At 64.2% G+C, this 17,250-nt stretch carries 13 protein-coding genes; 6 read left to right on the forward strand and 7 right to left on the reverse strand.

The features are described from left to right. The first annotated feature begins 81 nt into the window (after nucleotides 1-81). From uca to MnOB_RS08695, 4 genes are all read left to right on the forward strand, one after another. Nucleotides 82-3,720, forward strand: coding sequence for an urea carboxylase (gene uca / locus MnOB_RS08680; protein ID WP_077523821.1), 3,639 nt, complete (start codon nucleotides 82-84; stop codon nucleotides 3,718-3,720). A 199-nt stretch (nucleotides 3,721-3,919) separates the two neighbouring features. Continuing rightward, nucleotides 3,920-4,990, forward strand: coding sequence for a DUF2157 domain-containing protein (locus MnOB_RS08685; RefSeq protein WP_077523822.1), 1,071 nt, complete (start codon nucleotides 3,920-3,922; stop codon nucleotides 4,988-4,990). Further along, nucleotides 4,987-5,838, forward strand: a complete 852-nt coding sequence (locus MnOB_RS08690) for a DUF4824 family protein (protein WP_077523823.1) — start codon at nucleotides 4,987-4,989, stop codon at nucleotides 5,836-5,838. Before MnOB_RS08685 ends, MnOB_RS08690 begins: the two co-directional genes overlap by 4 nt. Before the next feature lie 55 nt (nucleotides 5,839-5,893). Continuing rightward, nucleotides 5,894-7,387 carry a sensor domain-containing diguanylate cyclase gene (locus MnOB_RS08695; protein WP_077523824.1) on the forward strand — a complete coding sequence of 498 codons (1,494 nt, stop codon included), beginning with the start codon at nucleotides 5,894-5,896 and terminating at the stop codon, nucleotides 7,385-7,387. A 34-nt stretch (nucleotides 7,388-7,421) separates the two neighbouring features. On the opposite strand, the gene MnOB_RS08700 is transcribed toward MnOB_RS08695, so the two are convergent. Together MnOB_RS08700 and MnOB_RS08705 are read right to left on the reverse strand one after the other, a co-directional pair. Further along, entirely contained in the window at nucleotides 7,422-8,180 is a 759-nt protein-coding gene (locus tag MnOB_RS08700) for a cache domain-containing protein (protein ID WP_077523825.1), read from the reverse strand. Nucleotides 8,181-8,300: 120 nt separating this feature from the next. Next, nucleotides 8,301-9,047: a FadR/GntR family transcriptional regulator gene (locus MnOB_RS08705; RefSeq protein ID WP_077523826.1), complete on the reverse strand. Its 747-nt coding sequence runs from the start codon at nucleotides 9,045-9,047 to the stop codon at nucleotides 8,301-8,303. A 344-nt stretch (nucleotides 9,048-9,391) separates the two neighbouring features. On the opposite strand from MnOB_RS08705, the gene MnOB_RS08710 reads away from it, so the two are divergent. Both MnOB_RS08710 and MnOB_RS08715 read left to right on the forward strand, forming a co-directional pair. Then, nucleotides 9,392-10,885 carry an aldehyde dehydrogenase gene (locus MnOB_RS08710; protein ID WP_077523827.1) on the forward strand — a complete coding sequence of 498 codons (1,494 nt, stop codon included), beginning with the start codon at nucleotides 9,392-9,394 and terminating at the stop codon, nucleotides 10,883-10,885. Nucleotides 10,886-11,018: 133 nt separating this feature from the next. Then, nucleotides 11,019-12,533 (forward strand): APC family permease, encoded by a 1,515-nt coding sequence (locus tag MnOB_RS08715; RefSeq protein WP_077523828.1) that lies wholly within the window; start codon nucleotides 11,019-11,021, stop codon nucleotides 12,531-12,533. A gap of 41 nt (nucleotides 12,534-12,574) precedes the next feature. On the opposite strand, the gene modC is transcribed toward MnOB_RS08715, so the two are convergent. The 5 genes from modC to MnOB_RS08740 form a co-directional block, all read right to left on the reverse strand. Then, complete coding sequence (gene modC / locus MnOB_RS08720) at nucleotides 12,575-13,660, reverse strand: molybdenum ABC transporter ATP-binding protein (RefSeq protein ID WP_077523829.1); 1,086 nt, start codon at nucleotides 13,658-13,660, stop codon at nucleotides 12,575-12,577. A 3-nt stretch (nucleotides 13,661-13,663) separates the two neighbouring features. Then, on the reverse strand, nucleotides 13,664-14,350 hold the full coding sequence (modB, locus tag MnOB_RS08725; protein ID WP_077523830.1) for a molybdate ABC transporter permease subunit: 687 nt from the start codon (nucleotides 14,348-14,350) through the stop codon (nucleotides 13,664-13,666). Between the two features lie 68 nt (nucleotides 14,351-14,418). After that, nucleotides 14,419-15,465: a GGDEF domain-containing protein gene (locus tag MnOB_RS08730; protein WP_077523831.1), complete on the reverse strand. Its 1,047-nt coding sequence runs from the start codon at nucleotides 15,463-15,465 to the stop codon at nucleotides 14,419-14,421. Nucleotides 15,466-15,522: 57 nt separating this feature from the next. Further along, nucleotides 15,523-15,915 carry a lactoylglutathione lyase gene (gene gloA / locus MnOB_RS08735; RefSeq protein ID WP_077523832.1) on the reverse strand — a complete coding sequence of 131 codons (393 nt, stop codon included), beginning with the start codon at nucleotides 15,913-15,915 and terminating at the stop codon, nucleotides 15,523-15,525. Nucleotides 15,916-16,008: 93 nt separating this feature from the next. After that, nucleotides 16,009-17,226, reverse strand: coding sequence for an argininosuccinate synthase (locus MnOB_RS08740; protein ID WP_077523833.1), 1,218 nt, complete (start codon nucleotides 17,224-17,226; stop codon nucleotides 16,009-16,011). Between the last annotated feature and the right edge of the window lie 24 nt (nucleotides 17,227-17,250).

The following is a 17,250-nucleotide window of genomic DNA, read 5'->3' on the forward strand; positions in this document are numbered from 1 at the left end:
GCACCGAAATTCCAGCCACGGACGACCGTGGTGCAGACGAATAAGGCGGGACGGCCCGTCATCCCTTTCGAGGGTTCTGCAATGTTCGAGAAACTCCTGATCGCCAACCGCGGCGCCATCGCCTGCCGCATCCTGCGTACCCTGCGCCAGCTCGACGTTCGCGGTGTGGCGGTGTATTCCGAAGCCGACGCCGCCAGCCTGCACATCCAGCAGGCGGACCAGGCCATCAGTCTGGGGGAGGGCCCCGCCGCCAACACCTACCTGGTGGTGGAGAAGATTCTCGCAGCCGCTCGCGCCAGCGGCGCCCAGGCCATACACCCCGGTTACGGCTTCCTTTCCGAGAACGCCGCCTTCGCCGAAGCGTGCGAAGCGGCCGGCATCGCCTTCGTCGGTCCAACGCCGGAGCAACTGCGAGTATTCGGCCTGAAGCACACCGCGCGCGCCCTGGCCAAGGCCAATGGCGTGCCGATGCTGGAGGGCACCGAACTGCTGGAAAACCTGGACGCCGCCCTGGTTGCCGGCGAACAGGTGGGGTACCCGGTGATGCTGAAAAGCACCGCCGGCGGTGGCGGCATCGGCATGCGTGTGTGCCGTTCGGCCACGGAGCTGAGCGACGCCTTCGAGGCCGTGAAGCGACTCGGGCAGAACAACTTCAGTGACTCCGGTGTGTTCATCGAGAAGTACATCCAGCGCGCCCGTCATCTGGAGGTGCAGGTATTCGGCGACGGTCGTGGCGAGGTGATCGCCCTCGGCGTGCGCGACTGCTCGGTGCAACGACGCAACCAGAAGGTGTTGGAGGAAACCCCCGCGCCGAACCTGCCCGCCGGCATGGCCGACGAACTCTGTGCCGCCGCCATCAAACTGGCCAAGGCCGTGAGCTACCGCAGTGCGGGCACGGTGGAATTCGTCTACGACAGCGAGGCCGAGCGTTTCTACTTTCTCGAAGTGAACACCCGCCTGCAGGTGGAGCACGGTGTCACCGAACAGGTCTGGGGCGTGGACCTGGTGCGCTGGATGATCGAACTGGCCGCCGGCACACTGCCGTCCTTGGCCGAGCTGGCAGCAACGCTCACGCCGAATGGCCATGCGATCCAGGCACGGATCTATGCCGAAGACCCGGGCCGCGACTTCCAGCCCTGCCCCGGCCTGCTCACCGCTGTTGCCTTCCCCGAAGCCAATGGCCGGGACCTGCGCATCGACACCTGGGTGGAAGCCGGTTGCGAAATTCCGCCCTACTTCGACCCGATGATCGCCAAGCTCATCGCCTGGGCGCCGAGCCGCAGCGAAGCCAGCGCGGCGCTGGACCAGGCCCTGGCCGACACCCTGCTCTATGGCGTGGAAACCAATCGCGGCTACTTGCGGCAGATTCTGGCCGACGCTCCTTTTGCCAGCGGCTCGCCCTGGACTCGCTGCCTGGAAGGCCTCACCTATAGCGCGAGCACCTTCGAAGTACTCGGCGCCGGCACCCAGACCACCGTGCAGGATTACCCCGGCCGACTCGGCTACTGGGCGGTGGGCGTGCCACCGTCCGGCCCTATGGACAGCCGCGCGCTGCGCCTGGGCAATCGCCTGCTGGGCAATGCTGAAGGTGAAGCCGGACTGGAAATCACCATGAGCGGCCCGACGCTGCGCTTCAACACCGACGCCGTGGTGGCAGTCACCGGCGCGCAGATTCCGCTGACCCTCGACGGCCAGCCGCAACCGATGGACACCACCCTACTGGTGCCGGCCGGCACCACCCTTGCGCTCGGCACCATCGCTGGCGCCGGTGCGCGCAGCTACCTCTGTGTGCGCGGGGGCCTGCAAGTGCCGGACTATCTCGGCAGCAAAAGCACCTTCACCCTCGGCCAGTTCGGCGGCCACGGCGGCCGCGCCCTGCGGGCCGGCGATGTCCTGCACCTCGCGCCGCTGACTGACCGCAGCGCAGGCCAGACGCTGGAACCGGCCCTGCGCAGTGAGCTGCCCGAGGTGCGTACCCTGCGGGTAATCTACGGCCCCCATGGTGCCCCGGAATACTTCACCCCCGCTTACATCAACACCTTCTTCGCCACCGACTGGGAAGTGCACTTCAACTCCAGCCGTACCGGCGTGCGCCTGATCGGGCCGAAGCCGGAATGGGTGCGCGAAAGCGGCGGCGAAGCCGGGCTGCATCCCTCCAACATCCACGACAACCCCTATTCCATTGGCGCCGTGGACTTCACCGGCGACATGCCGGTGATCCTCGGCCCGGACGGTCCCAGCCTGGGCGGATTCGTCTGCCCGGTGACCATCATCGAAGCGGATCTCTGGCAGCTGGGGCAGTTGAAGGCGGGGGACAAGGTGAGGTTCGTGGCGGTGAGCATTGCGCAGGCGCGGGCTTTCTCCCCTCTCCCTCTGGGAGAGGGGTCGGGGGAGAGGGAAACCTCAGCGCGCGCCGAACTACCCTCACCCCAGCCCTCTCCCAGAGGGAGAGGGGGCAGTCTGGAGCTGACCTCACCCGTCGTGCTCGACCTGGGCGAATCCGACAAACGCCTGGTGGCCCGTCTTTCCGGCGACACCCACCTGCTGCTGGAGATCGGTGCGCCGGAACTCGACCTGGTGCTGCGCTTCCGTGCCCATGCGTTGATGCAGGCGCTGGAGGCCGAAGCCCTGGACGGCGTGATCGACCTGACGCCGGGCATTCGTTCCCTGCAGGTCCACTACCAGCCGGAAACGCTGCCCCTGGAGGCGCTGCTCGAAAGCATCGCCGGGCTCTGGGATGGCGTCTGCGCAGCCGGCGACCTGAAGGTGCCGTCGCGCATCGTCCATCTGCCGCTGTCCTGGGACGACCCGGCCTGCCAACTGGCCATCGAGAAGTACATGACCACCGTGCGCAAGGACGCGCCCTGGTGCCCGAGCAACCTGGAGTTCATCCGCCGCATCAACGACCTGCCGAACCTGGACGAAGTGCAACGCACGGTGTTCGACGCCAGCTACCTGGTGATGGGGTTGGGCGATGTCTACCTCGGCGCCCCAGTGGCCACGCCGCTGGACCCGCGCCACCGTCTGGTGACCACCAAGTACAACCCGGCGCGCACCTGGACCGCCGAAAACTCCGTGGGCATCGGCGGTGCATACATGTGCGTCTATGGCATGGAGGGACCCGGCGGCTACCAGTTCGTGGGCCGCACCCTGCAGATGTGGAATCGCTATCGCGAGGTGGAAGCCTTCGGCGGCAAACCCTGGTTGCTGCGCTTCTTCGACCAGATCCGTTTCTACCCGGTCAGTGCCGAAGAACTCACGCGCATCCGCCGCGACTTCCCGCTTGGCCGCTACCCGCTGCGCATCGAAGAGAGCGAGCTGTGCCTGGCCGACTACCAGGCGTTCCTCGCCCGCGAGGCCGAGGGCATCGCCGCCTTCCGTAGCCAGCAGCAGGCCGCCTTCAATGCGGAACGGGAACGCTGGATCGCCTCCGGGCAAGCCCACTTCGACAGCGAGGAAGTCGCCGTCGACCTGGGTGAAGACGCCCCGCTCGGCGTCGGCCAGCACGCGGTGGAAAGCCATATCGCCGGCAACCTCTGGCAGGTGCAGGTGCAGGAAGGTACGAGCGTAAAAGCCGGGGACATCCTGGTGATCCTCGAATCCATGAAGATGGAAATCCCCCTCACCGCTCCCCGAGATGGCGTCGTGAAGGAAGTACGTGTGCAGCCGGGTTCGCCGGTACGCGCCGGGCAGCGGGTGGTGGTGATGGAGGAGGCCTGAGACGACTCTTGAATGGTCCCCCTGTAGGGGCGAATTCATTCGCCAAGGACAGCGCAGCTGCCCCTTTGATGGCCACCATGGGCAGACCTTCGGCCTGCTTGGCGATTGAAATCGCCCCTACAGAAATACGCAGCGCGCATTGCCTGTCCTCATTCGCGGCCCTAGAGTTCAAGCGGCACCGCACGCAAAAGGACCCGCAATGCCGCCGCACAGCCGCGACCAGGCGCAACACCGCGCCGACGATATCCAGGCCTTCTACCGGGAAGTCGAACGCCTGCACGATGAGCAGGCGCTGCTGCTTTCCCCGGAACAGATCGACCAACTCGGCGAACACCATCGCCAGTTGCTGGCGAACTATCGCGACACCTTCGACATCGACCCGGACACCCAGTCCCGGCGTCTGTCCCTCGGCATGCGCATCGCTTCCCTGCTGGGTGCCCTGGCGCTGGCCGCCAGCCTGTTGTTCTTCTTCTACCAGTTCTGGGGCCTGTTCCCGGAAAGCGTCCAGGTCGGCATCCTCGTCGGCTTTTCCCTGGGCAGCCTGCTGCTGACCCTGCTGCTGCGCCAGCGTGACCAGACCGGTTACTTCACCAAACTAGCGGCGGTCCTGGCGTTCGCCTGCTTCGTGTTGAACGTGGTCATGCTCGGGCAGATCTTCAACATCACGCCCAGCGACAAGGCCCTGCTGCCCTGGGCCGCCTATGCCCTGCTGCTGGCCTATGCCTGCGAGGTGCGCCTGCTGCTCGGTGCCGGCATCGGCTGCATCATGGCGCTGATCGCCACGCGGCTGACGAGCTGGAGCGGCCTTTACTGGCTGGACTGCACCGAGCGGCCGGAACACCTGCTGCCCGCCGGCTTGCTGATCTTCCTCGTGCCGCAACTCGTCTCCCAGGCACGCTACAGCGGTTTTGCCGCGATCTACCGGGTGATGGGCCTGCTCGGGTTGTTCGTGCCTGTGCTCGTGCTGGCGAACTGGGCATATGGCAGCTACCTGCCCTGGTCCCGCAATGCGGTGGAAAGCCTGTACCAGCTCGTCGGTTTCGTTGGCGCAACGCTGGCCATCTGGCTCGGCAACCGCCGTGACTGGCCGGAAGTAATGCACACCGGCGTGTTGTTCTTCGTGCTCTTCCTCTTCATCAAGCTGTTCGACTGGTGGTGGGAGGTCATGCCGAAGTACCTGTTCTTCCTCATCGTCGGCCTCGTCGCCGTGCTGCTTCTGCTGGTGCTCGGCCGCTTGCGCCGGACTCACAAGGGAGGGCAGCGAGCATGAAAACCCGCACCGCATTGCTCGGTGGCCTTGCACTGATCGGCCTGACCAACGCCATCGCCCTTGGTGGTGTGTGGCTCAATCGCAACGGCGAGCCGGACAGCCGGCTGCTGCTTTCCGAACGCGAACTGCACCGGGCCTACGACTGGGCCGAGCGCGAAAACAGTGGCCTGGCACTGCGCCTGGACTGGCGGCGCCCCAGCGCCCCGAACGGGGACAACCGTTACGAGCGCCTGCCGCTGGATGAAGCCGCGCTGTTGAAACTGGGTTTCACGGCCGGCGACCCCGAGGCAATGCGCTTCGACAACCGCAACCGCGAGGTGCTGGTGGTGCTCGAACTCGATGGCCCTGCACGCAAGACCGAACTGGAACGCGCCCGGCAGCAGCAGAAAGCTGCCGAGAGCGAGTTGCGCGCAGCACCCAGCGACAAGCGTCGAGCGGACGCCGAACGCGCGGCACGCGACTATGTTGAAGGAGAAGAGAAGCGCGAAAGCCGTCTGTTCGCGGTGGATGCGGGAATGGATCGCAAGGCTCTGCGTGATCGCTACCCCGATCGCAGCCGCTACGCCATCGTGCCCGGCACCGTGAGTGCGTGGATGCGCGAAGGTCGCCTCACCGGCCAGATCAGCAGCTTGCGCATCGCCGAGATCAACGTGCCCCATGCCTGGCGAGAGCAGTTGGACAAGGAGCTGGCGCGCGACCGCAAGGGCGCCGTGCCACCGCGCTTCCGGCTGTGGCTGAGCATCGGCCAGCGTCTGGAACCCTGGATCGATTCGGCTCCCGAGTTTCCCGGCGGCCGTCAAGCAATACCTGAAAACGCCGATAGCCTGGCGTCAAGTACCCGTCCGTGACGCCTTCGCCGACGAACGCTAGCATTGCGCCACTATTTTGAGGTCATGTAGTCCGATGCCGTTTCCCGAAGTCACGAAGCAAAGCCACCGCCTACTGGTCCTCGCCTTGGTACTGCTGCTTGGCTGCGGTTTCCTGGCCACCTCCCTGGTCAGCTACCAGGCATCGCTGAAGTCCATTCGCAGCAGCATCATCAACACCGAGTTGCCGCTCACCTCGGACAACGTCTATTCGGAAATCCAGAAGGACCTGGTCCGGCCCATCCTGATTTCTTCGATGATGAGCCGCGACACCTTCGTGCGTGATTGGGTGATGCAGGGCGAGAAAGACATCGAGCCCATGACCCGCTACCTGCGCGAGGTGCAGCAGCACTACGGTGCCTTCACCTCCTTCTTCATTTCCAATCGCACCCTCACCTACTACCAGACCAAGGGCGTGCTCAAGAAGGTGAACCCCAAGGAGCCGCGAGACATCTGGTACTTCCGCGTGCGGGACATGAAGGAACCGTATGAGATCAACGTTGACGTGGACATGGCCAACCAGGACCGGCTGACCATCTTCATCAACTACAAGGTGTTCGACTACGACGGCAAATTCCTCGGCGCCACCGGTGTCGGCCTGACGGTGGATGCGGTGATCAAGCTGATCGACGAATACCAGCGTCGCTACGACCGCAGTGTCTATTTCGTCGATACCACAGGGCGCATCGTCCTGACCGGGGCCGACGGTGGTCCGCTCGGCGCGCGAGTGGGCCAGTCACTGGCCGACGTGCCGGGGCTGGAGGACCTGCAGGCCAGACTTGGACGCCCGCAGACCGGCAAGTTCGAGTACCAGGAACGCGGTCGCGACCACTACCTGAACGTGCGCTACATCCCCGAACTGAATTGGTACCTGTTCGTCGACAAGCATGAGGGCGGACTGCTCTCCGGCCTGCGCAACACCCTCTACCTCAACCTGCTGATCTGCCTGTTGGTAACCGCTGTCGTCCTGGTGCTGGTGATCCGACTGATGCGCCGCTACCAGCGCAGCATCGCCGCCCTGGCCACCACCGACAGCCTGACCGGCCTGCCCAACCGACGCGGTTTCGAACTGCTCGCCGGCCAGGCGCTGCAGGAAGCCCGTCGTGAGCGCAAACCCCTGGCGGCACTGCTGTTGGATCTCGATCACTTCAAGATGCTCAACGATACCTACGGCCACCAGGCCGGCGACCAGGTGCTTCAGGGCTTCGCCCAGAACCTGCGCGACGGCCTGCGCCAATCGGACATCATCTGTCGCTGGGGCGGCGAGGAATTCATCATCCTGCTCAAGGACACCACCAGTGCGACGGCCCATCAGTTGGCAGAGAAGGTCCGCAATGAAGTGGCCGCCCAGCGCTACCCGTTCAAGGGCGTGAACCTTCACGTGACCACCAGCATCGGTCTGGCCGAGATGCACCCGGAAGACGCCCTCGACAGCCTGATCGGCCGCGCCGACCGGGGCCTGTATCGCGCCAAGCAGTCAGGGCGCAACTGCGTGTGCGTGGAGCCTTCGGGGAATCACGACGCACTCTAGAGCAGTGCCCTCGAACGTACAGAGAGGCACTGCCTCAGGCGGCGCCCTCGATGTAGCGGCTGACTGGCCGCTCGATCAACGACCAATGCGCAGATGACTCCGCCAACGCCAGCACCCGCGAACGGCTGTCATCACACGCAAACACGTGTCTGGCCATATCGCCCACCAACCAGTTAGCGGTGTTGCAGGCCACCACCCGGCCTTCGGCGTTGACGATCAGCGCTTCCTTGTCCGTGCGCATCAGCCCGGCAAGCAGCACGCGCTCGAACTCGTGCAGGGCGATATCCGCCGCCGCCACGCCCACGAATCGACCGTCGACATGGATAGGCACGGAGAACGCCATGATGTATTGGTCGGCGCCATAGAGGTCGACGAAGGGCCCTTCGACCCAAGGCTGGCCCGTGTCCCGAGGCCGGGAAAACCAGGGCATGCCCTGGTAGTTGTAGAAACTCTCGCTGCGTCGATTGAGGTTGAGCAGCATGGGCGTGACCTTGCCTGCCGGGGCTCTGCACCACCATTCCAGGTGCATCTCCTGATCAGCCAGTTCGCCCGGTTCCAGCACCACTCCGGTGCCATGAATGCAGCTGCGTTCCTGCTGCAAGCGGGCCTGGATCGCCGGACGCAGGGAGCAGAGGTCTCGAGTAGTCGGTTTGCAGCCCTCGGCCTGCAATTGCTTCCAGATCGCGACTACGTCCTCGGCCAGCAGATTCAACTGTGCGAACAGGTTACCGATCGAAGCATTGATGTGAATTGCACACTCGCTGAGTTGATCCACCTGCACATCTCGGGACATAGCCTGGGCCTCGTCTGGCTCTTGTTATTCACGTTCTGGATGAGTTCATGTCGAACTGGCCGCCACGCCGGTCACGCCACAACGCATTGCCGGCGATATCTACAGCAAGTGCTGTGCCATTCAGATTTCTGCGCTGAGCAGCTGCAAGCGCAGGTTGATCAGGCGTTTGATTCCACGCGTCACATGCGCCTCCGCCAGCGCGCCAGCCAGATTCGCATCAGTAGCGACGATGGCGTCGGTGATCGCACGATGCTCCAGCACCGGGCCATCGGCAGCGAGCGGGCCATCCGGAGATAGCCACAGCAACTCACCCAGTTCGGCCTGCAGGTTCATTTCTGCATGGGTCAGGCGCACCGATTGCGCGGCAACGGCCACTTCGAGGTGGAAGCGAGCGTCGGCACGACGCTGCTCCTGACGCGACGATGCCTGGCGCAGCGCATCGATATAAAACTCCAGTCGGGCATGGTGCTGGGCCGACGAGCGCTGCGCGGCCAGCCTTGCGGCAGCGCCGGAAATCGCCACGTGCTCATCACACAGATCGCGCAGCTCCAGGGCACTCATGGCCTTGAGCTGAGCGAACAACGCCTCGTCCTTGGTACCGGGAGGTGCGCAGACGAAGCTGCCGCCATTACGACCTCTGCGAGTCTCGATCACGCCACGTTCGCGCAAGCTCGCCAAGGCGTCGCGCAGCGTGACGGTCGCGACCCCGAACTGGGTGGCCAGATCGCTTTCGCTGGGCAGCTGCTCGCCCTCGCTGAATAACCCGAGTTCGACCAGTTCGATCAATCGCCGAGCCACCTCCTCAGTACGCCCTTCCTGGCGCAGGCGCATGAAATTGGCGGGGCGGACGTTCTTCAACTCGTTCATAGGCGGCTAGGCCGGATACCTCCCTGGCTTGGTGCACGTGCGCCGGCACACCCATGGTGGGTGCGGTTGCGGGCCATTATGGCTATCGCCGACCGGGCCGCAATTAAAAATTTATTTTCATATCTTTCAACCAAAACCTGACTTTAGCGCGGTCGAGATCCGGGTAAACACGACCAATAACCGATAAAAACCTCAGCAGAATGTGGCTGTATTGGCAGGATTCAAAACATAAGATATGGTTTTAAATGTTTTAGCAATCTACCCGCCAAAACCGCCCCGTGCACGCCCTGGCAACCCTGATTGCCGCTTGCCGTGCCGGGATTCTCCAGAGGAGCACACCCGCGATGACCGAACTGACCCGAGCCGACTGGGAAGAACGCGCCAGCAGGCTGAGAATCGAAGGCCGCGCCTTCATCCAAGGTGAATATGTCGAGGCTGCCAGCGGCGAAACCTTCGACTGCATCAGCCCGGTCGATGGACGTCTGCTCTGCAAGGTCGCCAGCAGCGGCGAAGCGGATGCGATGCGTGCCGTTGCGTCCGCCCGTGCAACCTTCGACTCCGGCGCCTGGTCGCGCCTGGCACCGGTCGAGCGCAAGCAGGCGATGGTCCGCTTCGCCGAGCTGATCGATGCCCACGCCGAGGAACTGGCCCTGCTGGAAACCCTGGACATGGGCAAGCCGATCAGCGACGCGCTGAACGTCGACCTGCCGTGCGCGGTGGACGCCATTCGCTGGAGCGCCGAAGCGATCGACAAGGTCTACGACGAAGTGGCCGCAACGCCTCATGACCAGTTGGGCCTGGTGACCCGTGAGCCGGTGGGTGTTGTCGCGGCCATCGTGCCCTGGAACTTCCCCCTGTTGATGACCTGCTGGAAGCTCGGCCCGGCGCTGGCTACCGGTAACTCGGTGGTCCTCAAGCCGTCCGAACGCTCCCCGCTGACCGCCATTCGCCTGGCCCAGTTGGCCTGTGGTGCCGGTATTCCGGCGGGCGTGCTGAACGTATTGCCGGGCTTCGGCCACAGCGTGGGCAAGGCCCTGGCCCTGCACATGGACGTCGACACCCTGGCCTTTACTGGTTCCACCCGCACCGCCAAGCAACTGCTGATCAATGCCGGCGAATCCAACATGAAACGCGTCTGGCTGGAAGCCGGCGGCAAGAGCCCGAACATCGTCTTCGCCGACGCCCCTGACCTGCAGGCCGCCGCCGAAGCCGCTGCCGCCGCCATCGCCTTCAATCAGGGCGAAGTCTGCACCGCGGGTTCGCGCCTGCTGGTGGAACGCTCCATCAAGGACAGGTTCGTGCCCATGGTGGTCGAGGCGATCAAGGCCTGGAAACCGGGCAACCCGCTGGACCCGGCGACCAACGTCGGTGCCTTGGTGGACAGCCAGCATCTGGACATCGTGCTCGGCTACATCGAATCGGCCCATGACGACGGCGCCACGTTGGTGGCCGGTGGCAAGCGTGTGCTGGAAGAAACCGGCGGCACCTACGTCGAGCCGACCATCTTCGACGGCGTGAGCAATGCCATGCGCATCGCCAAGGAAGAGATCTTCGGCCCGGTGCTCTCGGTCATCGCCTTCGACAGCGAAGAAGAAGCCGTTGCCATCGCCAACGACACCATCTATGGCCTGGCCGCAGCGGTATGGACCAGCAACCTGTCCCGCGCCCACCTGGTCGGCAAGGCCCTGCGTGCCGGCAGCGTCTGGATCAACCAGTACGACGGCGGCGACATGACCGCGCCCTTCGGCGGCTTCAAGCAGTCCGGCAACGGTCGCGACAAGTCGCTGCATGCGTTCGACAAGTACACCGAGCTGAAAGCCACCTGGATCAAGCTCTGACCTATGGCAGGCGGCAACCGGACGGGGAGAGGTCCGGTTGCCGCCCTCAACGAAGAGACCACTGGCGGCACGCTGCCGCCCTACCACCGCTTCTTGTTCGATACCGATACAAAACCAATAAAGGAACCGACCGATGAGCAACGCAACCAGCAAGGCTGCAGCGGCTGACCGGGACGCCGAGCAACTACGCGCCCTGGGCTACACCTCCAACTTCGAACGCAGCATGAGCCTTTGGGAGAACTTCGCCCTGGGTTTCACCTACCTGTCCCCGGTGGTGGGGGTCTACACCCTGTTCGGCCTGTGTCTGGCGGCCGGCGGCCCTCCGATGTTCTGGTCCTACCTGCTGGTGGGCATCGGTCAGTTGCTGGTGTGCCTGGTGTTTTGTGAAGTGGTTTCGCAGTTCCCCATCTCAGGTGGCGTCTACCCCTGGGCACGACGCCTGGTGGGCAAGCGCTGGGCCTGGATGGTGGGCTGGATCTACTCCGTCTCGCTCTGCGTGACCATCGCTGCAGTCGCGTTGGGTGCTGGCCCCTACATCGCCAGCCTGCTCGGCTTCGAACCCACGGCTGTCACCAATACGCTGATCGCCCTTGGCCTGACCCTGATCGCCACCCTGCTGAACCTGAGCGGCACCAAGCTGCTGGCGCGCATGGCGATGTTCGGCTTTATCTGCGAACTGCTGGGCGCCCTGGTGATCGGCGGCTACCTGTTGATCTTCGAGCGCCACCAGCCCATCAGCGTGCTGTTCAACACCTTCGATATCAGCATCGACGGCAGCTACTGGCCCGCGTTCCTCACTGCGTCGCTGGCCGGCATGTTCCTCTACTACGGCTTCGAGGCTTGCGGCGACGTAGCCGAGGAAACACCGAACCCGAGCAAGCGCATCCCCAAGGCCATGCGCATGACCATCTACATCGGCGGCGGCGCCGCCATGTTCGCGGCGATAGCGCTGATCCTCGCGGTGCCGGATATGGCCAAGGTGATTTCGGGTGAAGACAGCGACCCGATGTCCACCATCCTCAACAACGCCTTCGGCCCCCTCGGGTCGCGACTGGTCATGGCGGTGATCATCGTTTCCTTCGTCTCCTGCGTACTGAGCCTGCAGGCCGCGGCAAGCCGGCTGCTGTACTCCTATGCGCGCGACGAGATGGTCATGGGCAGTTCGATACTCAAGCGCCTGTCGCCGAACACCCATGTACCGGCCGCTGCCCTGGTCGTCTGCGGCCTCCTGCCGGCCGCCATCGTTTGTGCAGGCTTCTTCTTGCAGAACGCCATCGCCGCGGTGGTTGCCTTCGCCGCAATCGGCATCTACCTGTCGTTCCAGATGATCGTTGGCGGCGCGCTGTTCGCCCGCTTCCGCGGCTGGCAGCCGAGCGGTCAATTCACCCTCGGCAACTGGGGCTGGATCGTCAACATCGCAGCCTTGATCTACGGCGTGCTGGCCATCGTCAACATGTCCTGGCCACGCACCCCGGATGCGCCGTGGTACGTCAACTACGGAATCGTCGTCACGGCGGCGGTAGTCATTGCAATCGGCCTGATCTACATGTTCGCGCTCAAGCCTTATGACCGTGGCCAGGCCCCTGCAGGGGACGCCTGGAAACTGTCGACGCCAAAGCTGGATAGCGATAGCGAGCTGGCACGTTGAGTCAAACGGGGCGGGGCTGCCAGGCCCCGCCCTCCCCGCCTTCAGGCCAGCAGCGCCACCGACTTGATCTGCGCCCAGAGGGTCTGGCCCGGGTAGAGGCCTAGCTGATCGCGGGAGAAGCGGGTGATACGCGCCAGCATGGGTGTGCCGTCCACATCGAGGCGCACCAGCACGTGGGCTGGATTGGCGGCCGGCGACTCTTCCACCATCCGTGCCGGCAGCAGGTTCAGGATGCTGCTGTCGCGCTGTTTTTCCAGGCTCAGGCTGACGTCCCGCGCCAGCACCCGGAAGCGCAGGGAACGGCTTTCGGCAACCGGCGAATGAGCCACCCTCACGCTGAGTGAGCTGCCGGGCAAGGCCAGTGTCAGCAACTGATACTGGGAATCGAAACCCTGCACCCGCCCTTCGATCACCACACCCGCTTCATCTTCATGGGCAGTGGGCAGGTCGAGGCGAGCGAGGGTCTGGTCCAGCGGACCGCTGGCCAGCACCTGGCCGTTGTCCAGCAGCACCAGATGATCCGCCAGCCGCGCCACTTCGTCCGGCGAATGGCTGACGTAGAGCACCGGGATATCCAGTTCGTCGTGCAGGCGCTCCAGGTAGGGCAGGATTTCACCCTTGCGCTTGAGGTCCAGCGCTGCGAGGGGCTCGTCCATCAGCAGCAGGCGCGGGCTGGTGAGCAGGGCGCGGGCAATGCCGACACGCTGCCGCTCGCCGCCGGACAGACCGTCCGGCATGCGCTCCAGAAGATGGCCGATGCCCAGCAGTTCCACCGCCTGCTCCAGCGCGACGCGGCGCTCCCGCGCCGGTATGCGCCGCTGGCCGAATTCCAGGTTGCGCCGCACCGACAGATGCTCGAACAGGCTGGCCTCCTGGAATACGTAGCCCAGGGGTCGCTTGTGGGTGGGCAGGAAGTGGCCACGGGCGCTGTCCTGCCAGACCTCGCCGTTGATTTCCAGAAAGCCCTCGGCAGCCTGTTCCAGCCCGGCGATGCAGCGCAGCAGGCTGGTCTTGCCCGACCCGGAATGGCCGAACAGGGCACTGACACCGCGACCGGGCAGTTCGAGGTCGGTCTCCAGGGCAAAGCCCGGATGGCGCAGGCGGAATCGCGCGCGAATCTGTTGCATGGGTCAGGTCCAGCCCGGTTTCAGACGCCGGCTGGAGTTCAGCGCCAGCAGGATGAGGAAGGAGAACAGCAGCATGCCGCCGGCCAGCCAGTGGGCCTGGGCGTACTCCATGGCTTCGACGTGATCGAAGATCTGCACCGAGACCACGCGGGTCTTCTCAGGGATGTTGCCGCCGATCATCAGTACCACGCCGAACTCACCCACCGTATGCGCGAAGCCGAGGATGGAGGCGGTGACGAAGCCTGGCCGGGCCAGGGGCAGGACCACCGAGAAGAAGGTGTCCCAGGGACTGGCGCGCAGCGTGGCGGCCACTTCCAGCGGGCGTTGGCCGATGGCGGTGAAGGCGTTCTGCAGGGGCTGCACGACGAAGGGCATGGAGTAGATCACCGACCCCACCACGAGGCCGGCAAAGGTAAAGGGCAAGGTGCCGAGGCCAAGGCTCTGGGTGAATTGGCCGATGAACCCGTGGGGTCCCATGCTGACCAGCAGGTAGAAACCGATGACGGTGGGCGGCAGCACCAGTGGTAGGGCGACCACCGCAGCCACGGTTCCCTTCAGCCGCGAGCGTGTGCGCGCCAGCCACCAGGCGATGGGGGTGCCCACCACCAGCAGGAGCAATGTGGTGAGGGTGGCGAGTTCGAGGGTCAGCCAGATGGCGGCCAGGTCGGTGCGGTCGAGAGGGAAGCTCATGGGTTGGCCGATTGATCAGTTTTCGCTGTGTTGCGAACTATATAGCGAAGCTGCGCGGCCAGCCAGAATCAGACTCCGCTCCAATCGGGACCGCTGCGGTGCAAGGCGTTGTCCGCGTCGAACAGCAGTTGTTCAAGGTCCTGCCCACGGGTGGATTCGGCATGGCCGATGCGCAGGGTCAGGCTCTGTTCCGTGGCGCGGTTGAAAGCGCCAAGGCCGGCGCGCAGACGCTGCAGGACGGCATTCGGATCGCCATAGCCGGACGTCAGCACGAGGAACTCCCCGCCGCCGAGGCGCGCCAGCAGATCATCTCGCCGGAACTGCGCCCGCAGCATGCGCGCGGCTGTCAGCGGCAGGCTTTCTCCTGGCCCGCTGTCGTTGCTGCCCACCAGCAGGTGGAGCAGCAGGCAGGGCACGTCCCGCTGGCGTGCGGCATCCAGTTCACCGGCGGCGCGGTGCAGGAAGCCGAGGCGGTTGTGCAGGCCGGTGAGTTCATCGGTCATGGAGAAGCGCTGGATGTCCTGCTCGACGCGTTCGCGCTCACAGGCTTCGTCATAGAGCAGCCGGTTGGCGGCCACCAGGTCCTGGGTACGGGCGATGACACGCTGCTCCAGTTCGTTGTAGAGCTGGACGTTCTCCATGGCCACCGAGGTGGAGTCCGCGAGGGCCTGCAGCAGGCCGACCTCCCGCACATTGGCGAGGCGCGGAGTGGCCCAGTAGGTACCGATCGCCCCCACCGGGGCCATGCTGCGAATAGGCACCATCACCAGGCTTTTGACGAAGGTCGGACGGTAGGCATCGTGGGGAATGCGCGGGTCCTGGTAGATGTCTTCGATCACCGCAGGCTCGCGGTTGATCATGGCCCAGCCGCTGATGCAGGTTTCCATGGGAAAGCGCAGGCCTTTCCACAGTGGCGAAATGGCGTCTTCGTCCTTGTAGAAGCAGCGATCACCATCACGCAGGACAAAGGTGGCGCCGTCTGCCCCTACCAGTTCCCGCGCGGCGCTGCGCACGATTTCGGCGATACGGTCGAGATCGCGGGCCAGGGACAGCTCCTGGATGGCCCGTACCAGGCATTCGAGATTGCGTTCGTAGCTGACAGCGGAACCATCCATAGACCCACGCCTCCAGTCCGGGGCAAACACGCCCCGGATTCATATCAGCACAGAGCTTCAGTCCTTGCGAGAGGGCGACAGCAATTCGATCTTGTAGCCATCGGGATCTTCCACGAACGCCAGGATGCTGGTGCCGTGCTTCATCGGCCCCGGCTCACGGGTGATCTTGCCGCCACGGGCGCGAATGTCCTCGCAGGCCTTGTAGACATCGTCCACTTCCAGCGCGATGTGACCATAGGCGTTGCCCAGCTCGTACTTGTCCACACCCCAGTTGTAGGTGAGTTCGATCACGCTGTTGTGGGCTTCATCGCCGTAGCCGACGAACGCGAGGGTGAACTGGCCGTCCGGGTAGTCCTTGCGACGCAGCAGGGTCATGCCCAGCACTTCGGTGTAGAAGGCGATGGATTTGTCCAGGTCGCCGACGCGCAGCATGGTATGCAGCAGTCTCATCGTTGCTTCCTCATCGGTTGCCCGTTTTCCAAGTCCCAAAAGAAAGAACCCCGGCTTATGGCCGGGGTTCGTAGGCTCACGCTGACAAGCTTATCAGAACAGCTTGCGGCCCTTGCCTGCGGCGATGCGCATGCGCAGGGCGTTGAGCTTGATGAAGCCAGCGGCGTCGGCCTGGTTGTAGGCGCCGGCATCGTCCTCGAAGGTGGCGATGTTGGCGTCGAACAGGGAGTCGTCGGACTTGCGGCCGACCACGATGACGTTGCCCTTGTACAGCTTCAGGCGGACTACGCCGTTCACATTGGTCTGCGAGGCGTCGATCATCTGCTGCAGCATCAGACGCTCCGGGCTCCACCAGTAACCGGTGTAGATCAGGCTGGCGTACTTCGGCATCAGCTCGTCTTTCAGGTGCGCGACTTCGCGGTCCAGGGTGATGGACTCGATGGCACGGTGAGCACGGAGCATGATGGTGCCGCCGGGGGTCTCGTAGCAGCCACGGGACTTCATGCCGACGTAGCGGTTCTCGACGATGTCGAGACGGCCAATGCCGTTGATGCCGCCAACGCGGTTCAGTTCGGTGAGCACCTGGGCCGGAGTCAGTTCCTTGCCGTCGATGGCGACGATGTCACCATTGCGGTAGGTCAGCTCGATGTAGGTCGGGGTATCCGGCGCCTTTTCCGGGGAAGTGGTCCACTTCCACATGTCTTCTTCGTGCTCGGTCCAGGTGTCTTCCAGCACGCCGCCTTCATAGGAGATGTGCAGCAGGTTGGCATCCATGGAGTACGGGGACTTCTTCTTGCCGTGACGCTCGATCGGGATACTGTGCTTCTCGGCGTAGTCCATCAGCTTCTCGCGGGACAGCAGGTCCCACTCGCGCCAGGGAGCGATCACTTTCACGCCCGGTTTCAGCGCGTAGGCGCCCAGCTCGAAGCGAACCTGGTCGTTGCCCTTGCCGGTGGCGCCGTGGGAGATGGCGTCAGCGCCGGTCTCGTTGGCGATTTCGATCAGGCGCTTGGCGATCAGCGGACGGGCGATGGAGGTACCCAGCAGGTACTCGCCTTCATAGATGGTGTTGGCGCGGAACATCGGGAACACGAAGTCGCGGACGAATTCTTCGCGCAGGTCATCGATGTAGATTTCCTTGACGCCCATTGCCTGAGCCTTGGCGCGGGCCGGTTCGACCTCCTCGCCCTGGCCGAGGTCAGCGGTGAAGGTCACCACTTCGCAGTTATAGGTATCTTGCAGCCACTTGAGGATCACCGAGGTGTCCAGGCCACCGGAATAAGCCAGGACAACCTTCTTTACGTCCGCCATGCCATCAACTCCACGGGGGTTGTA

This window comes from Metapseudomonas resinovorans (assembly GCF_002003485.1).
Classification (GTDB): Bacteria; Pseudomonadota; Gammaproteobacteria; order Pseudomonadales; family Pseudomonadaceae; genus Metapseudomonas; species Metapseudomonas resinovorans_D.